Here is a 20,174-nt window from a genome sequence, read left to right as displayed (position 1 = left end):
TGTCGGAATTCGTGGATCGTCCGATTGTAACGGGTATCAAAAACAAATGCGCCCCGAAGTCGGCACTTCGGAGCGCACTGCAGCATTTTTTCTGAATCAACCAGCGCTGCGCGCGTCGGCAAATCCCCGCTTCAGGTGCACCAGCAGCAACGCCACCGCCGCCGGGGTAATGCCCTGGATGCGCGATGCCTGGCCCAGGGTTTCCGGGCGATGCTGGTTGAGCTTTTGCGACACTTCCTTGGACAGCCCCTTCACCAGCGCGTAGTCGATGTCGGCCGGCAGCTTCACATCGTCCAGCTGCTCGCGGCGCGCCACTTCCTCGTTCTGGCGGTCGATGTAGCCCTGGTACTTGATCTGGATCTCCACCTGCTCGGCTACCACCTCGTCGCTGACGCCCTCCCCTGCCAGCGACAGCGTCATCAGCTCGCTGTAGGCCACGTTGGGGCGGCGCAGCAAGTCGGCCAGCGAATATTCGCGTGTCAGCTTCTGGCCGACGATGCGCTCGTCCTCGCCCGGCTGGATCTTGGCCGGATGCACCCAGGTGCTGCCCAGGCGCTGCTTTTCCGCTTCCACTGCGTCGCGTTTGCGGCAGAAGGCGTCCCACTGCGCATCGCCCACCAGACCCAGCTTGCGGCCAACCTCGGTCAGGCGCAGGTCGGCGTTGTCTTCGCGCAGCTGCAGGCGGAACTCGGCGCGGCTGGTGAACATGCGATACGGCTCGGACACGCCCATGGTGGAGAGGTCATCCACCAGCACGCCCAGATAGGCTTCGTCGCGACGCGGACACCAGCCGTCCTGCTCGCGGGCGTACAGGCCGGCATTAAGGCCGGCCAGCAGACCTTGCGCCGCCGCCTCTTCGTAGCCGGTGGTGCCATTGATCTGGCCGGCGAAGAACAGGCCCTGAATGGACTTGGTCTCCAGCGTGGATTTCAGCCCGCGCGGGTCGAAGTAGTCGTACTCGATGGCATAACCCGGGCGCAGGATGTGCGCGTTTTCCAGGCCGCGAATCGAGCGCACCGCCGCCAGCTGGATGTCGAACGGCAGACTGGTGGAAATACCGTTGGGGTAGAACTCGTGGGTGGTCAGGCCTTCCGGCTCCAGAAATACCTGGTGGCTGTCCTTGTCGGCGAAGCGGTTGATCTTGTCTTCGATCGACGGACAGTAGCGCGGGCCGACACCTTCGATAACACCGGCAAACATCGGGCTGCGGTCAAAGCCGCTGCGGATGATGTCGTGAGTCTGCTGATTGGTATGCGCAATCCAGCACGGCAGCTGTTTCGGGTGCATGGCGCGACTGCCGCGGTAGGAGAACACCGGCTCCGGTGTATCGCCCGGCTGCACTTCCAGCACCGAGAAATCGATGCTGCGGCCATCAATTCGCGGCGGGGTGCCGGTCTTGAGGCGGCCCACCGGCAGGTTCAGTTCACGCAAGCGCGCGCCCAGCGTGGAAGCCGCTTCGTCGCCGGCACGGCCGCCAGTGTAATTTTCCATACCAACGTGAATCTTGCCGGACAGGAAGGTACCGGCAGTCAGCACCACGGTCTTGGCGCGGAAGGTGAGACCGATGGCGGTGATGGCACCGGCCACGCGCTCGCCTTCGATCAGCAAATCGTCCACCGGCTGCTGGAACAGCGTGAGATTGGGCTGGTTTTCCAGCATCTCGCGGATGGCTGCCTTGTACAGGATGCGGTCGGCCTGGGCGCGGGTGGCGCGCACCGCCGGGCCTTTGGAAGCGTTGAGGGTACGGAACTGGATACCGCCGATGTCGGTGGCCAGTGCCATGGCGCCGCCCAGCGCATCCACTTCCTTCACCAGATGACCTTTGCCGATGCCGCCGATGGACGGGTTGCACGACATCTGGCCCAGGGTTTCGATGTTGTGCGTCAGCAGCAGGGTGCTGCAACCCATGCGCGCTGCTGCCAGCGCGGCTTCGGTGCCGGCGTGGCCGCCGCCCACCACAATCACGTCAAAGGTCGTCGGGTAGATCATAAGCTGTGTACAGGCAAAGACAAAAAACGGAACCGGGCATTGTACGCCAAATCTTGCACATTGTAAGTCATTGATTTTCTTTGCCATGCCCGCCTCATGGGCATTCTGCGGCGTCATCGAACCGTCACCGTCACGACATGTGGCTGTCAACAGCGCCCCCTAGCATGAACCGGCACCTTCATTACGGGAAAGCCGCATGCAACATCTCAGCGAACAGCAGCTGCTGGCTCCGGCCGGCAAACTCAGCGTCCGCCTCGCCCGCAGCGACAAGGACATCCGCCGCGCGCAGAAGCTGCGCTACCAGGTGTTTGCCGGGGAAATGGGCGCACAGCTGGCCAGCGCCGCCGACGGCATCGACCGCGACGAATACGATGCCCACTGCGACCACCTGATCGTGGAAGACAACACCAGCGGCAAGGTGGTGGGTACCTACCGCATGCTGTCGCCGGCCAAGGCGCACGCACTGCCCAACCTGTATTCCGAACATGAATTCGACCTCGCCCGCCTGGCCGGCATCCGAGACCACATCATCGAGGTGGGTCGCTCCTGCGTGCACAAGGACTACCGCCGCGGCGCGGTGATCGCCATGCTGTGGGCCGGCCTTGCCGACTACGTGCGTCAGCAGGGCGGGCAGTACCTGGCCGGCTGCGCCAGCGTCAGCCTGGCCGACGGCGGCCACCAGGCAGTAAGCCTGTATCGCCAACTGGAAGGCAAGCACCTGGCACCGCCGGAATGGCACGTGACGCCACACCTGGCGCTGCCGCTGGACAAGGTGGTGGACGATTCCGCCCCGGTGCCGCTGCCGCCGCTGATCAAGGGCTACCTGCGCGCCGGCGCCTGGGTGTGCGGCGAGCCGGCCTGGGACCCGGATTTCAACTGCGCCGACTTCTTCATGCTGCTGCCGATGAGCCGGCTGGATCTACGCCACCAGAAGCACTTCGCCGCCTGAAGCCCACGATCTGCTGACAAACGTTGGCCGCATGCCCTGCGGCCAACCTTGTCTTGGCGTAGCGGCGCATCGGCTACAATCGCGCCATGCGCTTCGAACTCGACACCATCGGCGTGATCCACTCGCCGTACCAGGAAAAATTCGGCATTCCACGCCAGCCGGCACTGGCGCCCTCGGCCCCGGTAACGCTGGAATTGCTGCCGCCTTACAACCAGCCCGACTGCGTGCGCGGGCTAGAAGCGTTTTCGCACGTCTGGCTGAGCTTCGTATTCCATGAAACCGCCGCCCGCGGCTGGCAGCCGCTGGTGCGGCCGCCGCGACTGGGCGGCAATGCCAAGGTGGGCGTGTTCGCCAGCCGCGCCACCCACCGCCCCAACGCGCTGGGTCTGTCACTGGTGGAGCTAAAGGGCATCGACACCAGCACTGGTGTCACCCTGCAGCTGGCCGGCGCCGACCTGCTGGATGGCACGCCGGTACTGGATATCAAGCCCTATATCCCGTTCGTGGAAGCCAGGCCGGAAGCGCGTGGCGGCTTTGTCGACGGCCCACCGCCACAATTGACGGTGCAGTGGAGCCCGCGCGCCCGTGCCGACCTGGCCTCCTGGGCCGACACCCCGCCGTGGTTGGCCGCACTGATAGACGAAGTGCTGGCGCAAGACCCGCGCCCGGCCTATCAGGACGACCCGGCACGGGTGTATGGCATCCGCCTCGCGCACTGCGATGTACGCTTCGGCGTGCAGGGAGATGTCGTCACCGTGCTTGAAATTGTCACCCCCGCCCAGAACTAATGCTGGTTCGGCACTGTCCGAGCCGCTGCTTGCCTTTGCAAGCAGCCCACACTGGAGAAAAAACAATGAATTCCCGAGTGAAGACGACCGTAGTGGCCCTCTCCCTCATCACCGTACTGGCCAGCCCGTTTGCCGAGGCCGCACGCATCGGCAAAGGCAAAAGCGCCGGTATGCAACGCAGCACACCCACCCAGACCTTCCAGCAACAGAATGCCATTCCGGGCAAGGCGCCGGTACAGGCCGCGCCGCAACAGAAAGGCTCCGGCATCGGTGGCATGGTAGCCGCCGGCGCCGCGGGTGCCGCTGCCGGCTACCTGCTCAGCTCGGCACTGGGCGACGACGATGGCGGCTTCCCGTGGCTGGCGGTAATTGGCGGCTCGCTGGCAGGTCTGGCACTGCTGTCCTTCCTGCGCCGCCGTGCGGCCAACCAGCAGATGCGCCGCGCACCGCAGCCGCTGAACGCGCAGCCGATGCAGTTCCAGCCGGCCGGTGCCGGCAATATTCCGCCGATCGGTTCCGGCAACCAGCAGTTTGGCGGTAGCGGCATCACCCCGCCGCCAGCCAGCCTGCAACGCCTGCCGGATGGCACCGAGGTACCGCACTTCCTGCGTCAGGCCAAGGCCACCTTCCTGCACCTGCAGAACCTGAACTCTGCCGACAGTCTGGAGGAAGTGCGCAAGTACATGACTCCGGACCTGTTCCAGGCGCTGAAGGAAGACATTGCCGCCAATACCGAGCCGGCCGACTTCCCGCAGCTGGATTGCCAGGTGGTGGAAGCTACCGTCGAGGCAGGCCGCATGATCTGCAGCGTGCGCTTTCATGGCCAGGTCAGCGAAAGCGTGGGCGCGGCGGCTGTGCCGTTCAGCGAAACCTGGCACTACCTGAAAGACGATAGCAACGGCAAGTGGCTGGTAGCTGGTATCCAGCAGAACTAATCCGGACTGTAACCAGCAAAAAGGCGCCGCAAGGCGCCTTTTTTCGTGGCTGATGGTAATGCGGCCAACCCGGCCACCGGTGGTGGGCGCTTTTAGAATCTGCCCATCCGTATCTGGCGCTAAAACAATATCGATGTGCCCTGAACCCGTTGGCGCGAGCCGGGCAAAAGGGTGCGCCCCAGGTTTTAAGGCGCCGCTATGTTTGAGCCGTGCGACGTTCGCGCGCGGCGAGTTCGGCGGCGCCTGGGGCGTGCCTTTCTGCACGGGGTTTCGAGCAGCCCCAGATAGAGCCAGCCGGAGCCGGGGATCGTTAAGGGGGCCGAGGTGGCCCCCTTAACCTGCTCGCCGGGCGGAACCGGCACCTAAATCATCATCCGCGCAGCGGATTCAGTACTGCTTTACCCAATCCACTCGCTAAAACCCTTATTTCACGCCCGGCCCGGTAACCGCATCAAAGCCCAGCGAGAACAGCATGCTAGCCTCTGCTTCTGTTTTCACCCCTTCGGCAATCACGCCCAGGCCGATGTTGTGGCCAATATTGCACACGCCCTTGAGGAAGCTCTGGTTGCCGCTGTGCTGCTCGATCTGCTGCACGAAACTGCCATCCACCTTCAGGTAATCGATACCCAGGTCATGCAGCTGGCCGATCAGGCTGAACTGGCGGCCAAAGTGCTCGATACCGATCTTGCAGGGCAGATCTTCCAGCGCCAGGCACAGCGCACGGAAGCGCTCGAAGCGTGGCATCACGCCAGCCTCGGCCATTTCCATCCACAGGCGGCCAGCAGCCTGACGCTGGCCGCGTATCAGCGCCGCCAGTTGCGTAATGAAGCTGTCGTCATCCAGCGATTCCGCCGCCAGGTTCACCCCCAGCCCGGCGCAGCCCGGATCATCCGCCAGCTGCTGCAGCGCCATGGCCACCGCTGCCAGGTCCAGCCCCGCCACGCGGCGGGTACGGATAGCCATCGGCAGGAACTGGCCGGCAGGCAGCCACTCTTCGCCCTGGCGCAAACGCAGGGGAGCTTCTTCGTGCAGCATGCCACCCTGGGCATTGCGCACCGCGAAGCGCACCAGCTTGAAGCCGCGCTCGGCTACCGCCTGATCCAGCAAGCCGCCCCAGCGTTCCGCGGTCAGCGCCGGTTGCTTGCTGACATTGCTGGTAGCCACCTCCACCCGGCGACCGCCGTTGACCTCGGCCAGCGCCAGCGCGGCATCCAGCCGTGACATCACGTCGCGCACGCTGTCGCCCTGGCGCAGATCGGTGGCGGCCATGGCCAGCAGTACCGGCTGGCCGGCAAAGCTGCTCAGCTGTGCGGCCAACTCGTCGTGCAGGGTGCTTATCTTGTCGGCATCGACATGGCTTTGCAGGGCCAGCAGGGTGAAATCGGCACCATTCAGGCGGGCGGCAATGCTGTCGTCGCCGAAGCGCCGTGGGTTGCGCAGCGCCTGACCAAACTGTGCCAGCATTTCATCGGTAAGCGGGCGCCCCAGCTGGGCGTTCAGCTCCGCCAGGCCGCCAATGCGGATCAGCACCAGCATTTCCTGCGCCACATCCGGCTCGCCCAGGGTGGCACCCAGCCGGCCCATGAAGTAATCGCGGTTGGCCAGCGCCGTTACCTTGTCGAAGTTGATCTGCTGGCGCATTTCCTCCAGCCGCGCCGCCTCTTCCTCGAACATCAGCTTCACCCGCGTCACCATGGCGTTCATTGCCTGTGCCAGACGCCCCATTTCCGGGCCTTCCGGCTCGGGGATGGTGACAAAGCGCCGCTGGGTGATGGCCTTGGCCTGGTCCACTACCGCCAGCAGCTGGCGGCGGATGGTATTGACGCCCAGGGAGCCGATCAGCCCCACCACGATGCCGGCCATCAGCACCCAGAACGATACCGTCAGCGCCCCCTGCCACAGCGAGGCATAGGCGTAACCGGCCTCGCTCTCCACTTCGATGAGCCCGGCCTGCATCCAGCCGCTGCTGATCATGGCGCGTGCCGGGGTGGAGCTGAGCGGCAGCACCTGGCGGAACCAGTCCGGCGCACCGCCGAACTGGGCGGCGTTGATGCGCTGGATCTTGGGCTTGCCTTCCGGATCCAGCCAGGTGATGCGGCGGAAGTGCCCCTGGTCGAAGGCGGCATTGATCAATGTCTCGCCCATGGCCTTGTCGGCCTGGTTCTGGGTGATGAGCAGCGCCAGCGAGTTGGCCGCATCGGCACTCTGCGCCGCCAGTTGCTGTTCCAGGTAGTCGCGGGCGTTGTACAGGTTGGCCGCCAGGCTACCGGCCGCTGCCAGCACCACCGCCGCCACCACCAGGAACCATAGCTGCTGTATCAGGGAAACGCGTTTCATATTGGCGCTCTCAATTTATAAAGCCTTCGGATTTCATTTTATCGATAAGCTGCCGCCAGCGGGTCAACCGGTCGACATTGGCATTCGGCGCCGTGCTGTTACCCACCCAGATGCCATCGGCGTTGAAGCTGAATACCGGCTGCAGATCATTACGCTGCGAGGCCGGCAGGATGCTGGTGACCAGGCTATCCAGCACCAGCGGCTCGGCCGTGGGCGTGGCGTAATAGGCCAGCACCATATGCGCCTGGGTAATGGTGCTGGACGGGCCGCCGATACGTGCCTTGACATAGACCATGCGCAGCTTCTGCGGCGCCACCCCCAGTTCGCGCAGGGTGAAGTACTTGGCTATGGCGTAATCCTCGCAGTCGCCGGCGCCCCGGCTCATGGATTCCAGCGGCGTGGCCCAGTAGTCCTCCTGCCGCCACAGCATGCTGTCCTCCATGTAGCGCAGCCGCTGGTTCAGGAACTGATTCACCTCGCGGATCCTGCCGTCCTCCGTCCCTTCACGCCCCAGACGCAGTACCAGCTGCTGCCAGTCGCGATAAATACGCAACACTTGCGGGCCATACAGCTGCTCTGCGCGATCCGCGCTGACACTGGCCAGCACCATCCCCGCCAGCAACACCACTACCCCGCTGCCAGCCAGTAGCAGGCAGCGGGGCAGGACGTTCGCGATAAAAGTCGCAGCAAACCGGCGAATAGCTTCTATACCAAGCATACGGGGGCGGGCCTGTGGAAAATACCGTTGTAGTAACAACAGCGTCCTATCTTTTTACTTGACACTGCCATGGGCAGTTCCGAGAATTCACATACTATAGGTTATATTTAAAATACTTCGAACCAAACACTTCACAATCTGAAGGCAATTGCGAGGCTATCATGAACTTCCGTCGTAAATATCTGCATGGGTATACGCTCATGGCATTACTGGCCATGTCCATTCCTGCTGTTTCCTACGGCCTTGACCTGAAGAATGCCGTAGTCGAAACCGTGAAGAGCAACCCGGAAATCGGCATGAAATGGTACAACTTCCGCGCCAGCGCGGAAGAAAAAGGTATCGCCCGGGCAGACTTTTTCCCGACGATCGACGTGAGCTATACCACCGGCCACGAAAACCTGCGTGACCCGATCAACAGCACCACCGCCACCACCTCCAGCTTCAACCGCCATGGTTACGAAGCCACCCTGAACCAGAACCTGTTCCAGGGCTTCCAGACCGTGAACCAGCTCAAGCAGCTGGACTACACCGCACGCGCCCGCTACTACGAATACCTTGCCGCCGCCGAAGCCCAGGGCCTGGAAGCGGTTCGCGCCTTCATCGACGTGGTGCGTTACAGCAAACTGGTGGAAATCGCCCAGGAAAACTACGCGGTACACAAGGGCATCTACGAGCAGATCCTGCAGCGCGTATCGCAGGGCGTGGGCCGTCGCGTGGACCTGGAGCAGATCAACGGCCGCATGAGCCTGGCCGAATCCAACCTGATCAACGAGATGTCCAACCTGCACGATGTGTCCGCCCGCTACGAGCGCATCATGGGCAGCCGTCCGCCGCAGGAACTGGTGCTGCCGGCGCTGGACATGTCGCTGGTGCCGAACAGCAACGAGCTGATTCCGCTGGCCGACAAGAACAACCCGACCCTGTTGGCCGCACGCTCGTTCTACCGCGCGTCCGAGCATGACATCAACGTGCGCAAGGGCGCCTTCTCGCCGCGCGTCGACCTGCGTGCCACCCACGTGGAAACCTCCAACTACCAGAACACCGACAACAAGTACCGCGATACCGCTGTCGACCTGGTATTCAGCATGAACCTGCTGCGTGGCGGTGCCGACCGTGCCCGTCTGCTGGCAGCCACCGAGCGCAAGGGCGAAGCCGAAGCGCTGGGCGTGAAGGCCTGCCGCGACATGCGCCAGCAAGTGAGCATCGCCAACAACGACGTGGTGAAGATCACCAGCCAGCTGGATGCCCTGCGCCAGCACGCACTGTCCACCGAAAAGGCACGCGATGCCTACCGTGCGCAGTTCGATATCGGCCAGCGTACCCTGCTTGACTTGCTGGACAGCGAAAACGAACTGTTCGATGCCCGCCGCGAGCAGCTGAATGGCGAGATGAACCAGCAACTGGCCATCTACCGCGTACTGGGTGAATCCGGCCGCCTGCTGCAGGCACTGCAGATCGTGCCGCAGGACAGCGCGCTGAACCAGGTGGACGACCTGACCTACCCGAGCTGCCCGACCGACTACACCGCGCCGATGACCCTGGACAAGGACAAGATCGGTTCGCGCACCGTAGTGGCCAACACCCAGCCGCAGCCGGTACAGAAGGACATGACCGTACGCGTACAGGTGCAGTTTGACCTGGATTCCGCCAAGCTGCGTCCGGAAAGCCTGCCGGCACTCGACCAGCTGGCAGCTACCCTGAGCGCACCGGAGCTGGCCAACAAGCGCTACCGCGTGGAGGGTCACACCGACACCACCGGCAGCTTCAACCACAACCTGGACCTGTCCAAGCGCCGCGCCCAATCTGTGCGTGACTACCTGGTAAGCAAGGGCATTGCCGCCAGCCGCATGGATAGCGAAGGCTACGGCAGCACCCGCCTGCTGCCCAACCTGGCACCGACCGATCCGACCCACCGCCGCGTAGTGGTGGTGATCCAGGACAGCTCGGCACCAGCAGCCCCGCTGCCAGTGAAAAAGCCGGCGAAAAAAGCCGTCAAGAAGTAAGCGCCAGCACGGATGCGCCGGTCTACCGGCGCGCTGCGGCAACCCTCAAAGCCCTTTCGCTCTGCGAAGGGGCTTTGTCATGCTAGCTGGCAAGCTTGACGAGCTACAGCCCGGGAAAGATACGCCGCGCATTGGCAGTCGTGGCGTGAGCGATGTCTTCCAGCGGCATGCCGCGCAATGCCGCCAGTTCCGCGGCAATGCGCGCCAGATTGACGGGTTGATTCGGCACGCCTTGCGCCCATTGCGGCGGAATGTCCGGCCCGTCGGTCTCCAGCACCAGCGCCGACAGCGGCAGGCTGGCCGCCAGGCGGCGGATGCGCTGTGAACCCTGATAGGTCATTGCCCCGCCAAAGCCGAGGCAAAAGCCCAGGTCGATAAATGCCTGTGCCTGTTGCTCGCTGCCATTGAAAGCATGCGCCACCCCACCACGCACTTTCACCTGCCGCAGGCATTTCAGCACCTGATCCTGCGCGCGCCGCACATGCAGGATCACCGGCAGATCAAAGCGCCGAGCCAGCTTGAGCTGCGCCAGCAACAGCGCCTGCTGTCGCACCGGGTCCAGGCCCGGCACGAACAGATCCAGCCCGCACTCCCCCACCGCCACCGGCCGCTCGCGCTCCAGCCATTCCGCCAGCAATAGCAGATGCTCGTCCTGGTGCTCGGCCAGGTACATCGGGTGCAGACCATAGGCCACCGCCACGCCAAACTCGCTGCGCATGCGGCCAACCGCGGCAAAGTTGGCCGCAGACACCGCCGGCACAATCGCTTGCGAGACGCCAGCCTGCCGCGCCTGTTGCCACAGGGCGGCACGGTCGGGGTCGAATTCGGCAGCATCGAGATGCAGGTGGGTGTCGATGAACATGGAAACAAACCGGAGTAACAACGCTTGCAAGGTAGCTGCAAGCTGTCGCATTTGCCAGCGGCGAGCAATACCAACCGGACAACAAAAAACCCGCAGAGCCTTGCGCTGTGCGGGTTTGATGGACTGTCTTGGACTTCCTGATGCATTGTCGTGGTGCCCGGGGCCGGACTCGAACCGGCACGCCTTGCGGCGGGGGATTTTGAGTCCCCTGCGTCTACCAATTTCGCCACCCGGGCGACATTTGCATCAAGGCTGCGGATTATAATCGGGCCGCCATGGCGCTGTAAACCTTATTCCTTGGCCTTCAGCTGCAGCGCAGCATCGTACAGCTGCTTCTTGTTCAAGTCGTAATGACTGGCGACAACGGCCGCAGCCTGCTTGGTGGGCAGCAGCTCTGCCAGCTGGGCCAGCAGCGCCAGCGCCGGAGCCGGCAGTGCGTCGTCTGCCTGTGTTATGCGCGGTGCGGCATCAATGATCAGCACGCATTCGCCGCGCTGCTGGTTGCTGTCGGCACGGATGCGTGCGGCCAACTCGGCGGCGGGCAGACGCAGGAAGGTTTCGAAGGTCTTGGTGAGTTCGCGCGCCAGCACCAGTTGGCGCTCGGCTCCCAGCGTGGCCACGATGTCTTCCACGCACTCCAGAATGCGATGCGGCGCTTCGTAGCACACCACGGCGTACTCGGCCTGCTGCCATTGCTGCAGGGTTTTGCAGCGTGCGCCGCTCTTGGGCGGCAGAAAGCCGTGAAAGTGGAACTGCCCGGTTTCCAGCCCGGCGGCGGACATGGCGCCAACCACGGCCGAGGCGCCCACCACAGGCACCACGCGCAGGCCGGCAGCCCATACCGCTTCGGCCAGGCGCGTACCGGGGTCGGAGATACCCGGCGTGCCGGCATCGGACACCTGCAGTACGATCTTGCCTTCTTCCAGCCAGCGCAGCACGCTGGCTGCCATCTCGCGCTCGTTGTGTTCGCGCAGGCTGATCAGCTTTTTATGGATACCGTACGCGGTCAATAAACTGCCGGTCACCCGGGTGTCTTCGGCCAGGATAATGTCCGCCGCGTGGAACCCGGCCAGGGCGCGCACGGTCACATCCGCCAGATTTCCAATGGGCGTGGCCACCACATATAATGCCCCGTTGATAAACGTTTCCCGAGCAGAATTCATCAAGTGATCAAGCGCTGTCTGCACGTATTGGCTCCATGGGTTTCCGGCACTGCCGTTTTATTGGCGGCCAGTGTAGCGATTGCCCAACCCTCCGGCTACATCCTGCAGCAAAATCAGCAGCAGTTGCAGCCGCCCCCCGGCAGCAAGCCGGCCACCACTACCGCCGTGGCCACTCCCGCCATGCCACAAGCCAGCAACCGCAGCGGCAAGGCCGTGCATTTGGGGCTGCTGCTGCCACTGGATTCTCCGCAATTGAAGGAAGCGGCACAGGTGCTGAAAGCCGGCTTCGACGCCGCCGCCGCGGCCAACCTGGACAGTAATACACAGATCAGCGTAGCCAGCCTGACAGACGATGCCGCCATCGAGGCCGGCTACCAGCAGCTGCAATCGGCCGGTGCCAGCTTTATCGTAGGCCCGATGACACGCCAGGGCGCGGCGCGACTGGCGCAGCACAGCAAATTGCCGGCACTGGTGCTGAATACGCTGGAGCAAGCCCCTCCTGCCGGCAGCAAGGTGTGGAGCCTGAGCCTGGCAGTGGAAACCGAGGCGCCACCGGTAGTGCGTCTGCTGCAGGATGATGGCCGTCAGCAACCGGTACTGCTGTTCAATGCCGAACCGCTATCGCAGCGCCTGCGCACGGCGTTTACCGAGGCCTGGCCTGCCCGCGGCGGCAAACCGCTGCGCGAGGTGGATGTCAGCAATCCGGACCCGGAGCAGCTGAACGCCGCGCTGTCCGGCGCCGATGCCGTGATCCTGGCACTGGACAGCAAGGAGGCAGCGGCAAACCGCGCCCTGCTGCCGGCTAGCCTGGCCAGCTATGCGGTATCGCTGGTCAACACCCAGCAACCGGTGCCCAGCCTGCAAGGCGTGCGTTTCGTGGACATGCCGTGGTTCCTGATGCCGGAACACCCGGAAACCCGTGGCATTGCCCGCCCCAGCGGCAACCTGACCCGCGCTACAGAACGGCTGTATGCGCTGGGGGTGGATGCCTATCGTCTGGCAAGCGCCCTGGCCAGCGGCAAGGCACCGGCACAGATCAAGCTTGGCGGCGCCACTGGCGACCTGCGCCTGGGCAAGGGCTGGCAGGTACAGCGCGATCTGCCCAGCAGCGTGGTAGGCGGCACCCAGTGAGCCGCAACACCGGCAGTGCCTTCGAGCAGCAGGCCGCCCGCTGGCTGCAGCAACAAGGCTTGCAGCTGGTATGTAGCAACTGGCATTGCCGCGTCGGCGAAATCGATCTGATCATGCGCGATGGCGCCACCCTGGTATTCGTGGAAGTGCGTGCGCGGCGCGACAGCCGCTTTGGCGGTGCCGCCGCCAGCATCAGCCACGCCAAATGCCAGAAACTCACCGCTGCGGCCAACCTGTACCTGAGCCAGCAGCGCAGCAACGCCCCCTGCCGTTTCGACGCCGTGCTGTTCGACGGCGACGCGCCGGCAAGCTGGCTGAAAAACATCATCAGCTGAGCCGTAACGGCCAGCAGGATTCGAGGAACAAGCATGGACCTGATTGACCGCGCTGGCGGACATTTCCGGGAAAGTATCGCCACCCTGCAGCTGGTAATGGACGAGCTGTCGCCCGCCATTGCCGTGGCAGCGGAACGCATGGTGGCCAGCCTGATGAACGAGGGCAAGATTCTGGCCTGCGGCAATGGCGGCGCGGCGGCAGATGCCCACCACTTCGTCACCATGATGCTGGGGCATTTCGAGAAGGAACGCCCCGGCCTGGCCGCCATCGCGCTGTCGTCCGACAGCCCGTCGCTGACGGCGGTGGGGAACGATTACGAATTCGACCTGATCTTCTCCAAGCAGGTACGGGCACTTGGCCACCACAACGACCTGCTGCTGGTGATCAGCAGCAGCGGCAACTCCGCCAACATCATCGAGGCCATCTACGCCGCCCACGAGCGCGGCATGAACGTGATTGCCCTCACCGGCAACGATGGTGGCCAGGTGGCCGAGATCCTGTCGCCGGAAGACCTGCACCTGAATGTCCCCGTTACCCGCGCCGCCCGCGTGCAGGAAGTGCACCTGCTGCTGCTGCACGCACTGTGCGACGCCATCGATTACATGCTGTTGGGAGGTGAATGATGAAACAACGCGTAACTGCCCTGCTGCTGGCCACCCTGGCTGCGGCCAACCTGACGGCCTGCTTTCCGCTGGTAGCCGGTGGCGTGGCCGCCGGCGCCATGGTCGCCACCGATCGCCGCACCAGTGGCACCTATGTGGACGACCAGGGTATCGAACTGAAAGCCGCGCAGGTAATCGGCGAGCGCTACCCGTCCGCCCATGTCAACGTCACCAGCTATAACCGCGCGGTACTGCTCACCGGCGAGGCCGCCGACGAAGCCCAGCGCAGCGCCATCGAACTGCAGCTGCGCGGCATGCCCAATGTGCGCCGCATCTACAACCACCTGGTCATCGCCCCCGCTTCCAGCCTGCCGCAGCGCAACGGCGATACCTGGCTCACCACCAAGGTGCGCACCCGCCTGCTGGAAGGCAACGGCTACCCGCCCAATGCCATCAAGGTGGTAACCGAGCGAGGCGTGGTCTACCTGCTGGGCCTGGTGACCCAGGCAGAGGGCGATGCTGCCGCCAAGGTGGCCGCCAGCACCTCCGGCGTGCTGCAGGTGGTGACCCTGTTCGAAACCATCAGCACTACGCCGTAAACCGGCGGACACAAGCAAAAAACCGGGCCTGGCCCGGTTTTTTGTTTCTGATGCCCGAATATCCGGAGTGGCTTCATGTTCGCTTCCCCGGATGCGCCTGCGGCTTATCCGGGCTACAGGGCTTTCCCTACAACAAGGTGCAACGGAACCACCGCCGCTCAGCGCGGCAGCAGCACATCGGCACACAGCACATGCATCGCCTCGTCGATCTCGATCGACATCGACAGCGTGACACAGGTGCGGGTATCGGTCATCGACAGGTATGGCTCGCTCATGTACAGCACACCTGGTTGATCAATGGCGTGCTGGAAGTAACTGCGCCGCGACCACACCGCGCCGGTGGTGTCCTCGATCGGCGCGAAGCGCAGCGTGTCCGCCTCGCTGAGCTGGCGCACATTGAGGTTCGGCCCTTTCTGGCGCCCCTCGTCGTCCAGCAGGAAGCAGCGGATCACGTCCGGCAGCGCCATCATCGGCTGGGCGGCAAAGCGGAATTCGCTACCCTGCATCAGCGCGATGGCGGTCTGCACGAAGGCCTGGCGCGACAGCTCCAGCTGCCGGCGGTTCAGCTTGCGCCGCAGCATCTCGCGGTTCATCAGCTCGTCCCACTTGGCATCCAGGCGCGGCGTGATCAGCGTATCCGCATCCGGTACCGCCGACGGGCGGGCCACGTAGAAGCCCTGCACCAGATCACAACCGGAATCCAGCGCCACCACCACATCGGAATCGGTTTCCACCCCCTCCACCACCACCAGTGCACCGATTTCGTGCATCAGGCGCACCAAACGCGACAGCAGATTGCGGGTGCGCTGCTGCGTTACCGCGCTGCGCAGCAGATTGCGATCGAACTTCACGAAGTCCGGCTCCAGGCTGCACACCCGGTCCAGATTGGAATGGCCGACACCGAAATCGTCTATCGCCAGCAAACAGCCCTGCTCGCGCAATGTCGCCACGCCCTCGATCAGGCGGGCATCCAGCTCGATGGCCTGCTCCAGCACCTCCAGCACCACCCGCTGCGGCGCAATGCCCGAATCGGAGATGATGCGCCCCAGCTCGCAGGCCTGTTTGGCATCCGACAGCGTCATGGCGTCCACATTCAGGAACAGCCAGCGTGGCTGCTGCTGTGGCATGTCGGCATAGCGACGGCAATGCGCCTCGCACACCGCCAGATCCAGCGCCACCCGCTCATCGCGACGGATATAGCGCTCGTACACTTGCAGCGGGCTCAATGCCTGGCCGGCCTCCGTTGCCCGCAACAATGCTTCCATGCCGACAGTCCGGCGATGCGCCAGGCTGTAAATGGGCTGAAAGTGAGAATCCAGCAGCATGGAATCCCGTACCGGTCGCTTATCCACAACATTCCTCCATCAGGTGATGGTCTGAAATTAGCAATTGCCGTTCCAGTGTAAGTGAGGTTGGCCGCAAGCCCAATCTTCGCGACCGATTTATTGCCCTGCAGACGAAAAAAGGGCCGGGGAAACCCCGGCCCTTGAGCACACTGACAGTATGCCCGCTGTTACAGATCGGTCTTCAGATTGCCGTTGCTCAGCAGCTTGTTGATGATGTCGGCATCACCAGAGCCCAGTGCACTCAGCTGCACGTTCTGCAACGTGATGGTCTGATCATAGCCGCTGCCAGTGCCGCTGCTGTTGATCTGCACCACGGTGTTGTTGCTGTTGGCCGGGTCCGCAATGAAATGCAGGTAGTTGCCCAGATTGCTGCTGTTCTCACCCTGCAGCAGATCCTGCAGATCCAGCACATCGCCACTGAACGAAGGGGTCTTGAGCTGGAAGTCCTTGATGACGTCCTGTGCCGGATTGGCCACGGTACCCTGGTCACCCAGCTGCCAGCGGAAGGTGTCGATACCGTCATCCCCACGCAGCACATCATTGCCCTGACCACCTACCAGCAGGTCGTCACCCAAACCACCACGCAGGCCGTCATTGCCGGCGCCACCATACAGCTTGTCATTGCCAGAGCCACCGTAGATCAGATCGCTACCGGCTTCGCCGTAGATCTTGTCATTACCGGCACCACCATGGGCAACATCCGCCCACTGGGTAACACTGCTGGAACTGTTGCTGCTGGTTTCAAGCGCAGAGGTGCGCAGGGTGTCACTCGAATTCAGCAGATTACCTACATCCAGCGCCATCAGCTTGGTGGCATTGATATCCGCCAGCGTCGGCGCCTGGCCGGTCACCGGATGCAGACTGCTACCCGAGTCACCCAGGTAGATGACGTCGTTGCCGCTGCCAGACTCAACATAATCATTGCCGGCACCGCTATCGATCACCTGATCGACGCTAGCGCTAACTTGGGTCGTCTGGGCAGAAACAACTTGCCCGTAGGCACCAAGCTGCAGATCAACAGTCTTGCCATCAGACTGCACGCTGATCAGGTCATCACCATCACGGCCCAGAATCTCGGTGGCGGTGCTGCCAGTCAGGCTGATAGCAACCGAACCAGTTGCGGTGTCCTTGTCAGCGTCTTCCAGCACATAGCCCAGGTTCAGGGTGGCCGAAGAGCTGTAGTCGATAGTGGTAATCGACTTGATCTCCGGACGCCAGGAGCCGGACGTGGTGTTAAACACGATCTGGTCGAAAGACTGGCTGGTGGAGATAGTCAGCGGGTATTCGTTGCTACCGCCAGCATCAAAGGTAATGTTGGTGCCACGGCCAACTTCCACGCCATCACGGTAAGCAATCCAGCTGATAGTTGCACTACTACCCCCCTGAGACTCGAGGCTGAAGGTAGCGCTGCTGGCATCGGTACGGAAGTTCAGGATCAGCTGCTCTTTCCCCGAAGCCTCAATCCAGTTGCCCTGGCCGCCAGCAACCCCCAGCCCTTCGGACGAGTAGTTCACCTTGGTCAGCGTACCGGCAGTGCCGGTGCGGGCAACCGCTTCTACCAGCGGCAGCTCGCCGGCATTAACTTTACCGTTATTGTTGCTATCGCCATAAATCAGTACCGAGTACTGGTTACCACCGGTGGTACCAACAAAGTTGGTGCTGGTCGACTCCTTACCAAACATGGCACCGGAAGTCTGCAGCTGGTAGCTACCGGTCTGCAGATTGAAGCTCAGCGAGATCACATCCTTGCGCACACCGTTTTCAACGATGTAGCCCTTGAAGCTGTCGCTGCCACTGTTCAGGTCGTACTGCACTACCTGGCCATCGGCATACAGCTTGGGCAGGCTGGTAGTATCGGTCGCAGCGGTAGTCCAGCGGAAATCGGTGGCATCCATCGACACCGAGAACGGTGCGGCGCCACTCATGGACTGATCCGGCGCGTTGTCCAGGGTCAGATTCAGTGCGCTGCTTACCACCGGTGCATCGTCAGTCACCACCACCGAGAACGCCGGGCCACTGCTGGCACCATCCACTCGCAGCTGGAATTGCAGCGAGGTGCTGTCCGCTTCGCCCTGTGCCGCCGGCAAGTGTGCCAGTGCCTGGTACTGGGTGAAGCTGTAGCTGGTGTTATCGGCGTTCACGGTCACGGTGAATACCGTCACACCGGCCAGCTTGGCAGTCAGCGTCTTGCTGCTGCTGTCCCAGCTGTAGTCGTAGCCCGAGGTCATGCCCGCCACCTCGACCTTGGCATCGTGCGCCACGTCCTGGATATCCGCCGTGTGCGACACATTGTTGCCGGCGTTGGCATCGATGTTGAAGCGCACTTCGTCATCATCCGCCGTGGTGCTGCTTACCAGCGCCACCGCCACTACCGGCTTCACGGAGAAACCGCCGCCAATGTAGTCACCATCGGCATCGCTTGCTTTCACGGTGAAGTCGATGTCGCCATCGCCTGCCGGAGTCTGCACTTTCTGGTACTGGAAGAACTCCCACTTGCCGGTAGCCGGGGTCAGCTGCACTTCAAATACCAGCTTGCCATCGGCATCCATACCAATCAGGTGGTTGCTGCCATCGCTGCTGATGGTGATCAGGCTGCCGGATGCGGTGCGCAGGCCGGCTTCACCGCCCACCAACTCCAGCGCGCCCTTGCCATCTGCACCCCAATCCACCGCCAGGGTGCCGCTGGCAGTCGCGATTGCCTGCTGCGTCTCGGAGCCAAAGAAGGTGATCGACTTGAGCGTGAAGTCGCTGTTGTCCTCGGAACCGGCACCATTACCGTTACCGGTAGCAGCCAGTACGATCTTGTCGAAGCCACCTTCTTGCACCTTGAAGTTGGCCGCAAAGTCACCACTGCTGGCATCGGAGCTGAAGGTCTGCGTCGCGATCAGCACGCCATTGCGATAGAAGTAGGCCACGCCGGTTTCTGCCTCACCACCGTACATCTTGGCGAAGTCCATGCTGGCGCCGTAGGCCACCTTGCCGTTCAGGTCAATCACCAGCTGCTCGGAAACACCTTCCGCGCTGGCGCCAGTGCCGGCAAAACGGTAATCCACTTCGTTATCCAGCGCGAAACCGTTGTTACCACTGCTCTTGACACCGATACCTTCGCTACCGCGATTGACATCAGCCGCGCCCAGCGCAACCGACTCGGTGCCGGTAAAGCCGATAGCGGTTACCTTCACGCCGCTGACTTCCAGGGTAGAGAAGTTGCCATTGGCACCGGTGAAATCAACGGTACCGTTCAGCACCACCGGAATCGACTGCTGGGTCACGGCAACTGCATCGGCAGTCGTCATGGTCGGTACATCATCACGCACGGTCACTTCAAAGCTACCGCTGGCCTGCTCATGGCCATCCGCGGTCACGGTGTAGCCGATCTCGAACGACAACGCATCCTGGCTGCTCACCTGGCTGGCATCGCCATCCACGCCGTGATTCACCGGTTGCAGCAGGGTAAAGCTGTAGCTGGCAGGCGAAGTCGTGTTGTCTACCGTCAGGGTAAACACGGTTTCGTTACCGGCCACCCCACGGAAACCACCATTGCCATCCGACACGATATCTACCGGCTCGCCGGCGGCAGTCTGCAACTGCAGCGGGCCGCTGATCGTGGTCAGAGTCAGGTGCGCGCCGCTAACGGCATTGCCATCACCATCAGTCACCACCAGCGACTTGCTGACGCTCACCGGGCCGGCATCCGCATCGGCCGGCAGCTGGGCATTACCACCTGCCAGGCCATCCTCATCCACGAGGCCGCTGGCCACCGAAACGGCCATGTCGTTATCAACGATAGTGGCAGTGCCAGTCTTGCCAACCGCATTGGCTTCGGCACGCAGGGTGTATTGCTCGCTACTTTCCAGCGCACTGTCGTTGGTAGTTGCCACCTTCACCTGGAAGCTGGTCTCGCCCGCCGGTAGCGAGACGCTGAAGGTGCCGTCCGCGGCTACCGCTACGGTCTGCTCCTTGCCAGCGATCACTACCGTTACGCTCTGGCCTTCAAAGTCCACGTTCTTGGTGGCGCTGTCGCCGGCCAGGGTCAGGCTGACGCTGGTTGCAGTAGTGCTGTCGTTGCTCAGGGTAACGGTGAAGGTGTTGCTCTGACCCTCGGTTACGCTGTCGCCAACAACACTGCTTACTTTCGGCAGATCCGCCAAGTCGACAATCACAGCACTACCGGTGTCGCTGCCCACGCTGCCTTCGCCGCCGCTGACGGTCAGGCTGAAGGCTTCGTCGCCTTCGTAGGTGGTGTTCTGTTCGGTCGGCACGGTCACCAGCAGCTGGGTCTGGCCAGCCGGGATGGTGTAGCTGCCGTCAGCGTTGGCGGTTACCACGGTGGTGCCATCGGCCAGGGTCACGCGTACCGCGCCCAGGTCGTCGGCTTCGGTATCGCCGGCGTTCAGTTGCAGGTTGACGGTTACA

The 20,174-nt window shown here is 62.9% G+C and carries 15 protein-coding genes and 1 tRNA gene; 8 read left to right on the top strand and 8 right to left on the bottom strand.

Annotated elements, in window-relative coordinates; genetic code table 11:
* Positions 1-96: 96 nt before the first annotated feature.
* Entirely contained in the window at positions 97-1,989 is a 1,893-nt protein-coding gene (gene mnmG, locus ACFOKJ_RS00520; RefSeq protein WP_390276027.1) for a tRNA uridine-5-carboxymethylaminomethyl(34) synthesis enzyme MnmG, read from the bottom strand.
* Between the two features lie 196 nt (positions 1,990-2,185).
* Here mnmG and ACFOKJ_RS00515 point away from each other — a divergent pair, with 196 nt between their 5' ends.
* The 3 genes from ACFOKJ_RS00515 to ACFOKJ_RS00505 all read left to right on the top strand — a co-directional run bounded on the left by ACFOKJ_RS00515 (position 2,186) and on the right by ACFOKJ_RS00505 (position 4,661).
* On the top strand, positions 2,186-2,938 hold the full coding sequence (locus ACFOKJ_RS00515) for a GNAT family N-acetyltransferase (RefSeq protein ID WP_390276026.1): 753 nt from the start codon (positions 2,186-2,188) through the stop codon (positions 2,936-2,938).
* 86 nt (positions 2,939-3,024) lie between these two features.
* Entirely contained in the window at positions 3,025-3,726 is a 702-nt protein-coding gene (gene tsaA, locus ACFOKJ_RS00510) for a tRNA (N6-threonylcarbamoyladenosine(37)-N6)-methyltransferase TrmO (protein ID WP_390276025.1), read from the top strand.
* A 65-nt stretch (positions 3,727-3,791) separates the two neighbouring features.
* On the top strand, positions 3,792-4,661 hold the full coding sequence (locus ACFOKJ_RS00505; RefSeq protein ID WP_390276024.1) for a Tim44 domain-containing protein: 870 nt from the start codon (positions 3,792-3,794) through the stop codon (positions 4,659-4,661).
* A 423-nt stretch (positions 4,662-5,084) separates the two neighbouring features.
* Here the strand turns inward: ACFOKJ_RS00505 and ACFOKJ_RS00500 are convergent, their stop codons facing one another.
* Positions 5,085-6,998 carry a bifunctional diguanylate cyclase/phosphodiesterase gene (locus ACFOKJ_RS00500; RefSeq protein ID WP_390276023.1) on the bottom strand — a complete coding sequence of 638 codons (1,914 nt, stop codon included), beginning with the start codon at positions 6,996-6,998 and terminating at the stop codon, positions 5,085-5,087.
* 10 nt (positions 6,999-7,008) lie between these two features.
* Positions 7,009-7,626, bottom strand: a complete 618-nt coding sequence (locus ACFOKJ_RS00495; RefSeq protein WP_390276022.1) for a transglutaminase-like cysteine peptidase — start codon at positions 7,624-7,626, stop codon at positions 7,009-7,011.
* Between the two features lie 305 nt (positions 7,627-7,931).
* Here ACFOKJ_RS00495 and ACFOKJ_RS00490 point away from each other — a divergent pair, with 305 nt between their 5' ends.
* Positions 7,932-9,719 carry a TolC family outer membrane protein gene (locus ACFOKJ_RS00490; protein WP_390276021.1) on the top strand — a complete coding sequence of 596 codons (1,788 nt, stop codon included), beginning with the start codon at positions 7,932-7,934 and terminating at the stop codon, positions 9,717-9,719.
* A 103-nt stretch (positions 9,720-9,822) separates the two neighbouring features.
* On the opposite strand, the gene ACFOKJ_RS00485 is transcribed toward ACFOKJ_RS00490, so the two are convergent.
* The 3 genes from ACFOKJ_RS00485 to rsmI all read right to left on the bottom strand — a co-directional run bounded on the left by ACFOKJ_RS00485 (position 9,823) and on the right by rsmI (position 11,702).
* Entirely contained in the window at positions 9,823-10,581 is a 759-nt protein-coding gene (locus ACFOKJ_RS00485; RefSeq protein WP_390276020.1) for a TatD family hydrolase, read from the bottom strand.
* A gap of 151 nt (positions 10,582-10,732) precedes the next feature.
* Positions 10,733-10,817 (bottom strand) — tRNA-Leu (locus ACFOKJ_RS00480).
* Between the two features lie 54 nt (positions 10,818-10,871).
* The gene (gene rsmI, locus ACFOKJ_RS00475) at positions 10,872-11,702 is read right to left on the bottom strand and encodes a 16S rRNA (cytidine(1402)-2'-O)-methyltransferase (RefSeq protein ID WP_390276253.1); all 831 of its coding nucleotides are present in this window, start codon (positions 11,700-11,702) and stop codon (positions 10,872-10,874) included.
* 102 nt (positions 11,703-11,804) lie between these two features.
* Here rsmI and ACFOKJ_RS00470 point away from each other — a divergent pair, with 102 nt between their 5' ends.
* Genes ACFOKJ_RS00470 through ACFOKJ_RS00455 form a run of 4 tightly spaced genes read left to right on the top strand, consistent with a single transcriptional unit; the run spans position 11,805 to position 14,412 of the window.
* Entirely contained in the window at positions 11,805-12,875 is a 1,071-nt protein-coding gene (locus ACFOKJ_RS00470; protein ID WP_390276019.1) for a penicillin-binding protein activator, read from the top strand.
* On the top strand, positions 12,872-13,210 hold the full coding sequence (locus tag ACFOKJ_RS00465; protein WP_390276018.1) for a YraN family protein: 339 nt from the start codon (positions 12,872-12,874) through the stop codon (positions 13,208-13,210). The genes ACFOKJ_RS00470 and ACFOKJ_RS00465 overlap by 4 nt, the downstream gene beginning before the upstream one ends.
* Positions 13,211-13,243: 33 nt before the next feature.
* The gene (locus ACFOKJ_RS00460) at positions 13,244-13,834 is read left to right on the top strand and encodes a phosphoheptose isomerase (RefSeq protein ID WP_390276017.1); all 591 of its coding nucleotides are present in this window, start codon (positions 13,244-13,246) and stop codon (positions 13,832-13,834) included.
* On the top strand, positions 13,831-14,412 hold the full coding sequence (locus ACFOKJ_RS00455; RefSeq protein WP_390276016.1) for a BON domain-containing protein: 582 nt from the start codon (positions 13,831-13,833) through the stop codon (positions 14,410-14,412). The genes ACFOKJ_RS00460 and ACFOKJ_RS00455 overlap by 4 nt, the downstream gene beginning before the upstream one ends.
* Positions 14,413-14,570: 158 nt before the next feature.
* Here ACFOKJ_RS00455 and ACFOKJ_RS00450 read toward each other — a convergent pair whose 3' ends face one another.
* Positions 14,571-15,737, bottom strand: coding sequence for a sensor domain-containing phosphodiesterase (locus ACFOKJ_RS00450; RefSeq protein WP_390276015.1), 1,167 nt, complete (start codon positions 15,735-15,737; stop codon positions 14,571-14,573).
* A gap of 188 nt (positions 15,738-15,925) precedes the next feature.
* Positions 15,926-20,174 (bottom strand): type I secretion C-terminal target domain-containing protein (locus ACFOKJ_RS00445; RefSeq protein ID WP_390276014.1); only part of this gene is annotated, 4,249 nt, incomplete at its 5' end.

The organism is Vogesella amnigena (genome assembly GCF_042648905.1).
In the GTDB taxonomy this organism is placed as follows: domain Bacteria; phylum Pseudomonadota; class Gammaproteobacteria; order Burkholderiales; family Chromobacteriaceae; genus Vogesella; species Vogesella amnigena.
This window is presented reverse-complemented; position numbering and strand designations above follow the sequence as displayed.

What these genes read in the sequence shown, in the direction of transcription:
- ACFOKJ_RS00455 (WP_390276016.1), top strand. Translation starts at nt 13,831, where the DNA reads ATGATGAAACAACGCGTAACTGCCCTGCTGCTGGCCACCCTGGCTGCG.
- tsaA (WP_390276025.1), top strand. Translation starts at nt 3,025, where the DNA reads ATGCGCTTCGAACTCGACACCATCGGCGTGATCCACTCGCCGTACCAG.
- ACFOKJ_RS00485 (WP_390276020.1), bottom strand. Translation starts at nt 10,581, where the DNA reads ATGTTCATCGACACCCACCTGCATCTCGATGCTGCCGAATTCGACCCC.
- ACFOKJ_RS00515 (WP_390276026.1), top strand. Translation starts at nt 2,186, where the DNA reads ATGCAACATCTCAGCGAACAGCAGCTGCTGGCTCCGGCCGGCAAACTC.
- ACFOKJ_RS00505 (WP_390276024.1), top strand. Translation starts at nt 3,792, where the DNA reads ATGAATTCCCGAGTGAAGACGACCGTAGTGGCCCTCTCCCTCATCACC.
- ACFOKJ_RS00490 (WP_390276021.1), top strand. Translation starts at nt 7,932, where the DNA reads ATGTCCATTCCTGCTGTTTCCTACGGCCTTGACCTGAAGAATGCCGTA.
- mnmG (WP_390276027.1), bottom strand. Translation starts at nt 1,989, where the DNA reads ATGATCTACCCGACGACCTTTGACGTGATTGTGGTGGGCGGCGGCCAC.
- ACFOKJ_RS00500 (WP_390276023.1), bottom strand. Translation starts at nt 6,998, where the DNA reads ATGAAACGCGTTTCCCTGATACAGCAGCTATGGTTCCTGGTGGTGGCG.
- ACFOKJ_RS00460 (WP_390276017.1), top strand. Translation starts at nt 13,244, where the DNA reads ATGGACCTGATTGACCGCGCTGGCGGACATTTCCGGGAAAGTATCGCC.
- ACFOKJ_RS00450 (WP_390276015.1), bottom strand. Translation starts at nt 15,737, where the DNA reads ATGCTGCTGGATTCTCACTTTCAGCCCATTTACAGCCTGGCGCATCGC.